This is a genomic window from Bdellovibrionales bacterium, assembly GCA_019750295.1.
Taxonomy (GTDB): domain Bacteria; phylum Bdellovibrionota; class Bdellovibrionia; order Bdellovibrionales; family JAGQZY01; genus JAIEOS01.
Map to the genome: position 1 here is coordinate 235,930 of JAIEOS010000008.1, position 6,868 is coordinate 242,797.

At 44.2% G+C, this 6,868-nt stretch carries 10 protein-coding genes; 7 read left to right on the top strand and 3 right to left on the bottom strand.

From position 1 onward, the window contains the following. Nucleotides 1-89 precede the first annotated feature (89 nt). Genes K2Q26_02790 through K2Q26_02800 form a run of 3 tightly spaced genes read right to left on the bottom strand, consistent with a single transcriptional unit; the run spans nt 90 to nt 3,518 of the window. Nucleotides 90-1,466, bottom strand: a complete 1,377-nt coding sequence (locus K2Q26_02790) for a hypothetical protein (protein ID MBY0314417.1) — start codon at nt 1,464-1,466, stop codon at nt 90-92. A 40-nt stretch (nt 1,467-1,506) separates the two neighbouring features. Further along, nucleotides 1,507-2,289: a hypothetical protein gene (locus K2Q26_02795; protein MBY0314418.1), complete on the bottom strand. Its 783-nt coding sequence runs from the start codon at nt 2,287-2,289 to the stop codon at nt 1,507-1,509. Next, nucleotides 2,286-3,518, bottom strand: a complete 1,233-nt coding sequence (locus K2Q26_02800) for a hypothetical protein (GenBank protein ID MBY0314419.1) — start codon at nt 3,516-3,518, stop codon at nt 2,286-2,288. The genes K2Q26_02795 and K2Q26_02800 overlap by 4 nt, the downstream gene beginning before the upstream one ends. Nucleotides 3,519-3,656: 138 nt before the next feature. Here K2Q26_02800 and K2Q26_02805 point away from each other — a divergent pair, with 138 nt between their 5' ends. From K2Q26_02805 to K2Q26_02835, 7 genes are all read left to right on the top strand, one after another. After that, nucleotides 3,657-4,037 carry a helix-turn-helix domain-containing protein gene (locus K2Q26_02805; protein MBY0314420.1) on the top strand — a complete coding sequence of 127 codons (381 nt, stop codon included), beginning with the start codon at nt 3,657-3,659 and terminating at the stop codon, nt 4,035-4,037. Beyond that, nucleotides 4,037-4,621, top strand: coding sequence for an ImmA/IrrE family metallo-endopeptidase (locus tag K2Q26_02810; GenBank protein MBY0314421.1), 585 nt, complete (start codon nt 4,037-4,039; stop codon nt 4,619-4,621). The genes K2Q26_02805 and K2Q26_02810 overlap by 1 nt, the downstream gene beginning before the upstream one ends. A 152-nt stretch (nt 4,622-4,773) precedes the next feature. Further along, nucleotides 4,774-4,929, top strand: a complete 156-nt coding sequence (locus K2Q26_02815; GenBank protein MBY0314422.1) for a hypothetical protein — start codon at nt 4,774-4,776, stop codon at nt 4,927-4,929. 73 nt (nt 4,930-5,002) lie between these two features. Then, a complete protein-coding gene (locus K2Q26_02820) occupies nt 5,003-5,221 on the top strand; it encodes a DUF2188 domain-containing protein (GenBank protein MBY0314423.1) in 219 nt (72 codons plus the stop codon). Between the two features lie 184 nt (nt 5,222-5,405). Further along, on the top strand, nt 5,406-5,729 hold the full coding sequence (locus tag K2Q26_02825; GenBank protein MBY0314424.1) for a helix-turn-helix domain-containing protein: 324 nt from the start codon (nt 5,406-5,408) through the stop codon (nt 5,727-5,729). Nucleotides 5,730-5,781: 52 nt separating this feature from the next. Further along, nucleotides 5,782-6,021, top strand: coding sequence for a hypothetical protein (locus K2Q26_02830; protein MBY0314425.1), 240 nt, complete (start codon nt 5,782-5,784; stop codon nt 6,019-6,021). Continuing rightward, nucleotides 6,018-6,868: hypothetical protein (locus tag K2Q26_02835; protein MBY0314426.1), on the top strand; the 851-nt coding region annotated here is incomplete at its 3' end. The genes K2Q26_02830 and K2Q26_02835, both read left to right, overlap by 4 nt.

Here is a 6,868-nt window from a genome sequence, read left to right on the forward strand (position 1 = left end):
CGTTAAATCACGCGAAATAATGGCATTTGTAGTGATGATGTCGTTGTCGATAACTACACGGCCAACGACAACTACAAAGACTGACGACATCACTTTGGTGGCGATTTCCTATTTTGATATAGGTACTTCGTTTGGCCTCCACCAAGAAGAGTTTCGCCCCAGTTAATAACTGGACCTTCATATTCTAGGACTGCAAGTAACAATCTGTTGGTGAGGGTGTAAATTCGCATTTCGGTATAATAAACCTCGCGCCATGAATCGCCCTGCTTGCGAACACTTTCTTCGAGCAAACCTCCTCGATGGAGAAAATCATTTCTTGTGGCAATAGCATCGGCATCCTCATCTGAGATTTCGATATCAAACTGCTTGAATGGCAAAGTAAGCTTTGCTTTATTTGTTGGAGAGTTTAATTCGTTGATTCTTTTTTTGAAAATTTCTTTTGAGTCTCCAGTTAATGCCGTTCCTTGCTGCTCCAAAAGATTGTTTAAGGCATCTCGAAGTTGCTTCCATGAGTTTTTGTCTTCAAGGGGTTTGGGAGAGGAACTCTTATATTTTTCAGAAATGCAACTGGTCAAGCTTTCCAGAGCGACAGAGAGCAAAGCTCCGCGCATTTCCACAGGAGCGGGATGAAATGTAAGTAGATACTCAATCGGGACTAGCAAATCCTGCCAGTTAAGTAAGTTAGTCCAAACCAAAGACAGAACTTCATCATCCAGATGCCGCATTAATGGAGGAATTGAAATCGCTCTCTTGGCCGTTGCCCAATGTCCCCATGACGAGGGGATAGGCGTATAAGAGTTTGCAATCCTGTTTCTTCCAGAATACCACCAGGCTTCGTGAACAGTTTTTCCATCCGATGACAGTGCCATTTCACAGGAGTGTTGCTCTAAGCTTATTCCAAGAAGGTAAGAGAATAACACTCTTGTTGTTCCACTGAATTTTTGAAATTGATCAAAAGATACTCCATTCGGCGCATCAAAAACTAAAATATGATTTTCTGGTAAGCAGTAGAGATTAAATTCGAGGTCGTTGTACCGGAGTGGTAGCCAAAGGCTTCCTTCATAACCAGAAGTGTCTTTTATAAAATGTGGAAACAGCAGATCGGGCTTCTTATCGAGATAGATTACTGATCTGTATCGAACGTTTCCCTGATTTGAAGGTGTGCCATTTTTTTTGAGATGAATATGCGTACAAGTGCCTTGTAGATCACCCCCAGAATAAGAGGTCCAAAATGCCTTTCGGAGAAGAATGGCTCCGATGCTTGAGTGTAATTCGATATCCTGTGATTGTACTTTTTTGTTGGGCATTTTGCTGACTGTCGTTTTCCATTTAACTTCATCTTGTTCAATGAAAAATGAGGTTCCTGAAAATTCACCGGATACTCCAGTCAAAGTCTGACCAGATAAATCTGGAATCAAAGAGATAATTTCGTTTTCATTTATGTTCAGAGTTCGAGTTGCAGACATTTTATTCTCCAAAAAAGCAGCGTTAGAAGTGAATATACATTTAATAACGACGACGTGAGTAGCCTGACCTGATCGCAAAATTCATCATCATTAGAGGATCTCGTTGAGCCCTTTCCTTCATTACTTTCAACCGCCATTCATGGGCTTCAATCTTTCCAGTATAGCTCCGCATTAATCGATCAAAACTTAGATTGGACTCCGAATCGGCTCGTAAAGATTCAAGAAGTGCCTTGCGCTCGACTCTGAAGCCGTACTTTTTCCCCTCTGGCGTATCGGGTAGCAGTCCCCATAAGGTATCCTCGCCGAAATCAAAGAAAACCACTACGCCTCGTTTGCCCCAGTCATCCAACAATGCTCCTCGACCTGGTGATTCTCGCAGGTCGTCCATCCCATCGATACTTGGCGCAAACAATACCCCATCGAAAAATTTGTCTTTGTCTCGGGACCGCCTGGTACCATCGACAATCCAAATCATTTTCTTATAGAAGGCTTCACGAGCCTGGCGTTCTTCTGGCCTGATGTGTGAATGTTGGAACTCGATCACATAGCCTTGATCGGTCTTAACATCCGCAATATGCTTCTCGCCATCTTCAGCGCGATGAACGAACTCTTGCCATTCTTTTGGAAAATGTCCTTTCCAGTTCCGATGCCATTCGGTTTCGTTCTCCCACCAAGAATCACAGATACGTTTTCCCAGATGAGCCCAATGCCAAATTTTAATTTCTCCACACTTGGCAACAACTGGCCGTCCACAGCCAGGGCACTCACCCGAAAGATCAGGCTTTGCGTCTTCGCGTTGCCCTTGGACCAGCGCATATTTCATGTCGGCACCTCATAGACCTGAACCGTAAGAAACAGCTCGCGATTTTTGTCGTCTCTGTGGTGCAAAATGTACCGAAATTCAGTTTCATGTCCCGAGACTTTCCAATCTCGCACATAATTGGGATGCGCATTTACAAGACTAGGAATTTGAGCAAGAACATTTGATAAATCTTTGTTGCGATTAAAAAGAAGAATCGCAGCCTTGGTATCTCGCCAAGACAGGTAGCCGAGCAGTTGGTCAATCGTCTCTGTGAAGCCAGCCGCGCCTTTCCAAAACTTGCACTCGCCAATAAAGATATTTTTGCCTCCATCTTTAATAATGATGTCGGTCTTGCCCTCAAAATTGAAAGTTTCGCCGGTCGCTTGGCCTTCATACTGTCCATTGAGCTGTACGAGAAAATGTGAACGAAGACTTTCTTCGTCCATGCCTTTGAAGACATGAGGACTTTGCTCGATCACTGTAACCATGTTCTTTGTAACAGTGAGAATATGTTCATACTCGTCTAATGGCAAAGTTGGTTCGAGCTTGGCTGCCGCTTGCGTAGAGGCTTGCGGTCTCGGAGCTAGTTTACGTTTTACAGAAGGAACAGCATAAGTCTTCGGAGCGTCGCCACGCTTTTTGACTGGAAAGCCAAGTGCCGCAGCAACGTCATTATCTTTTTGAAGCTTAGAAAATCTTTGTTGTAGTCGTGACTGAGCAACATTTTTCAGTTCCGCATTGAATGGTATAAAATCAGATTTCAAATTATTAACGTACTGCCTTACATTGGCAAGGTCTCGATCAAAGTTTGATCGTGCTGTTTGAGCATCTGCAGTTCCAAAGGTGTAACGAAAAACTACTTCCCCACTTGCGATTTCCGCTCGTGGCGGATTGAACGTAAATGTTGATGGCTGAACTTGAAATAACTCCGCTTCGCCAGAAAACGGAACATGAAATGCAATTTCGGTAGCAGAAATTGTCCGTGAACTTCCCATGCGATCATCAAAAAAATAATTGTTTCTATCTCCAAGTGATCTTGGATCAGCTTGCACATCATTCGTTTCCGCATAAATTCCAGGCTCATCGAGCTCGATAACATCGACACCAAACTTATCTGCGAAATGAACAGCCCATTCTTCAAGCTTGGTGTTCATAACTTGTGTCTCGGAAAGTCTGTCAATTTCGGCAATCATTTGTTGCCTTTGATGCTCGCGGACCGCATGGCTGTCAGCTTTTGAAAATAGAAGCATATCTCCTCCAACTCAGACTTGTGACTTGTTGCGCCACCAAGTGACTGAATTTTTCTCTTGATTAAATCATGCACGGAACATCTACTATAAGCAAGTGTTAGCTAACAACAGCTTATACTTTTGCGAAAGGACTGACGCATGGGAAATGAAAGGATAACTGAGACCTTCGCCGGTTTCATAAGAAATTTAAGAATAGCAGCAAACAAAACTATGGGCCAAGTGGCTCGGGAACTAGGTATCACCGTTGTGTATTACTCAGAAGTTGAAGCAGGTAAGAAGCCCGCTTTTCCGAATGGTAAAGTGGACTATGGAATCTTGGCAAAGGCTCTTGGAACGGCTGAGAAAAGTTTGAAGCAAATCGCTGATCTTGATAGGGAAAAACGCCAAATTTTGAAAATGTTTGGGTGTGATTCCGACACCGCTGATTTGGCAGTAGCCTTCGGTCGTCGCCTTACAAACAACGAGCTTACGGATAAGCAGATTGAAAAGATCCGGAAAATTCTCAACGAGGAGCAGTAATGGATTTCAGCTTGATCTCAGTACCGGTTGTGCGTGGGATGTCCCACGCACAGATTGAAAAAGAAGCGTCAGAGTTTTTGCAGCTTGTAGCACCTGAATGTTTATCAGATCCCCGTCCAACACCAATGCTTGAAATTTTTGAAAACAAAATGGATCTCTTGGGCTTCCGAGTTGTCGTTGGCAAAAACGTCAAAGGACTTGGAGGTGTAACCGATGTTACCAACCGATTTATCGAAATCCCTTTGGCAACGTACAATCAACTTGAAAAAGGCGTACCACGCGCGCGCTTCACGATTGCTCATGAGTGCGGTCACGCAAAAATTCATGGAAAGCAAGCTCAGATGGGAACTTTCGCTTCCAGTGAAAACATACAGTTTGCGAGGAGATCAGAACTTCGTCCCTTTGAGGACCCTGAGTGGCAAGCAGATACATTCGCAGCGGCTGTTTTGATGCCGTGGCAAACAATGAGGATGCTTTACGAACGTGGCGAAATGAATGTGCAAACAGTAATGTCTGTTTTTCAAGTATCACAAGCAGCAGCTAGTAGGAGGGTTATGCGTTTACAAGCATCATTCGAGAAATAAAAAAGGCAGCTTTGCAGAGCTGCCAATTTTACGTCGGATCAAGGATCGAACCAACAAGTTGCTTACATCTCTTGTTTTGCCAGTTAGTGGACGGCTTGGCAAGGGGGTTCTTTTGTGTCGAAGCCTTCCCGACGTTAGAAGGGAGGTAAATCATGAAATTTTGTTCTAAATGCAATCAACGCGTCAGCCGCGAATGTCCAATGGGACTCAAGCGCATTGTGTGCAAGTACATCATCAGAAACGGTAAAGTTGTTTATCCGACTGATAAGTCGTGCTTCGCATTTTGTGTTCCCCACGACAAGGCATAGTTAAGAATTTGAAAATGGCGGGATGCCACTACATCCCGCTCGAACAAAAACAATGCAGTCCAAGGAGGACTCAATGAATAAAAGCAAGCATGTTGTTCCAAGCAAAAATGGTGGTTGGTCTGTAAAATCTGGTGGGAACGAAGTTGCTCACCAGCGCACACAAAAGGATGCAATTCAGACCGCGAATACGCTCGCAAAAATGGATCGCACCGAGGTTGTAATTCACGGACGAGATGGAAAAATCCGTGACAAGAACTCTTTCGGCAACGATCCGTTTCCACCTAAAGGGTAACTGCCTTACGCCCCTGTCATCTTCGGATGGCGGGGGCTTTTTCGAGAATCGGTTTTTCTTTCCGATAGCAAGTCATCTGGCAAAATAATCTCAATACAATTTTTATCGGCTTTCCGAAAAGTCATTTCGGCTTTCGGAATTTCGATTGAGGGCAACGGATTTCGATCCGAAGTTATTTATTGAGATGAAGAAAGCAAAGTTAGACAAAGTTTTGAAAGCACTTATGAAGGCTCGTGGAGTTAAGGCCAGTGATCTAAGCAAAATCACAGGAGTTCCAGCTGCCACTTTGTCGTCGCTGCTCAATGGTGGACAAACACAAAAGCCTGAGCATCTTTTTGCTCTAAGTCAGTATTTCAAAGTCAGCATAGAATTTCTTTTGTTCGGTGAAGACGACCGTCGTCCAACTTTGGATGACGTACTAACTGAAGGAATTTTTTCTGGCTGGTTGAAAGTAACCATTGAAAAAGCCATCCCCGACAAAAAGAAAATCGGGATAGAGAGCGAATGACCTTATGGCGAAACTCAGGTTTGGACTTGGAACATGGAATAAGGGAGCCACGATGAACGGCAAAGATATTGGCACGGGCTTCTTGGTTGTTGAGCTCGACAATACGGTCAGCATCAAGACGCTGTTCAAGACGCAGTTTCTATTCATGCTAGGCGACGTGAAAGAGGCCGTAAGAGGCAAAAAGGAAATCCAAATCTATACACACGACGGAGATGTCATCAAGCTATGGGCTAAACCAGACGACTTGAGTGCTCTCGAACGTCTAATCAAATCACAAAAAGGAGCATCATGAAAACCTTAACGAAAGTAGGAATCGTAATTCAGTTGGCTGCAGCACTTTCGGGTTGTGCGACACCAAGAACGAAACACACAGATCCAGCAATGAGAGTTTTTGTTGATCCTGACTCTCTTGATAAAAAGAATTTGCCGCGGCTAAAAGCGGCGTTGCAAGCATCTGGCAACTGGATCGTGGTTGATCGTGATGCTGGTTACAATGCGATGAACAAGGAGCAGGATCGTCAGTACAAGGATGAAGAAAACCGAATTGACCAAAAGGAACGTTACGCGATCTGGGGCAAGCAGTATGGGGTTGGCGGAATCATCACAGCTTCAAGCCAATGTTCTGCTTCAAAACGCTTTTTGGCAAACCAGAGAGACTTTGACTGTGTTCAGAATCTTCAAGTGATGGACGCTAAGACAGGTGAAGTTCTGGCTACTGCGGAAGGGCTTGGCACAGATGGTTCATTCTTCTATGCAGAAATGAATATCGCTCCATCGTGGACTGAGACGGTTGAAAACCTGAACGAGAGCTATCCAACGTATTTCGAGAAGATCAAAAAATCTGAAACAATCCTGGCGAGAGAGCATGAAGCTGAGTTGGCCAGTGAAAAAATCCAATCTGAAAAAGACGCATCCAAAGAAACTTCAAGAGAAGCGTACAAGAGGCAGCAGGAAGCCTACCTTGCAAGAGTCAGGACAGGAGACATGACCAAGGAAGAAGTCAGAACTTTGCTCAAAGCAAGAGCCAGCGGTTATCAACTAACACCGGAAGAAATAGAAGGGCTGATCTTCCCCCGAAAAAACGGACATAAATTTCATGCTGCGTTTCGTACCATCTCTTCACACTCTATCGGCGTCAT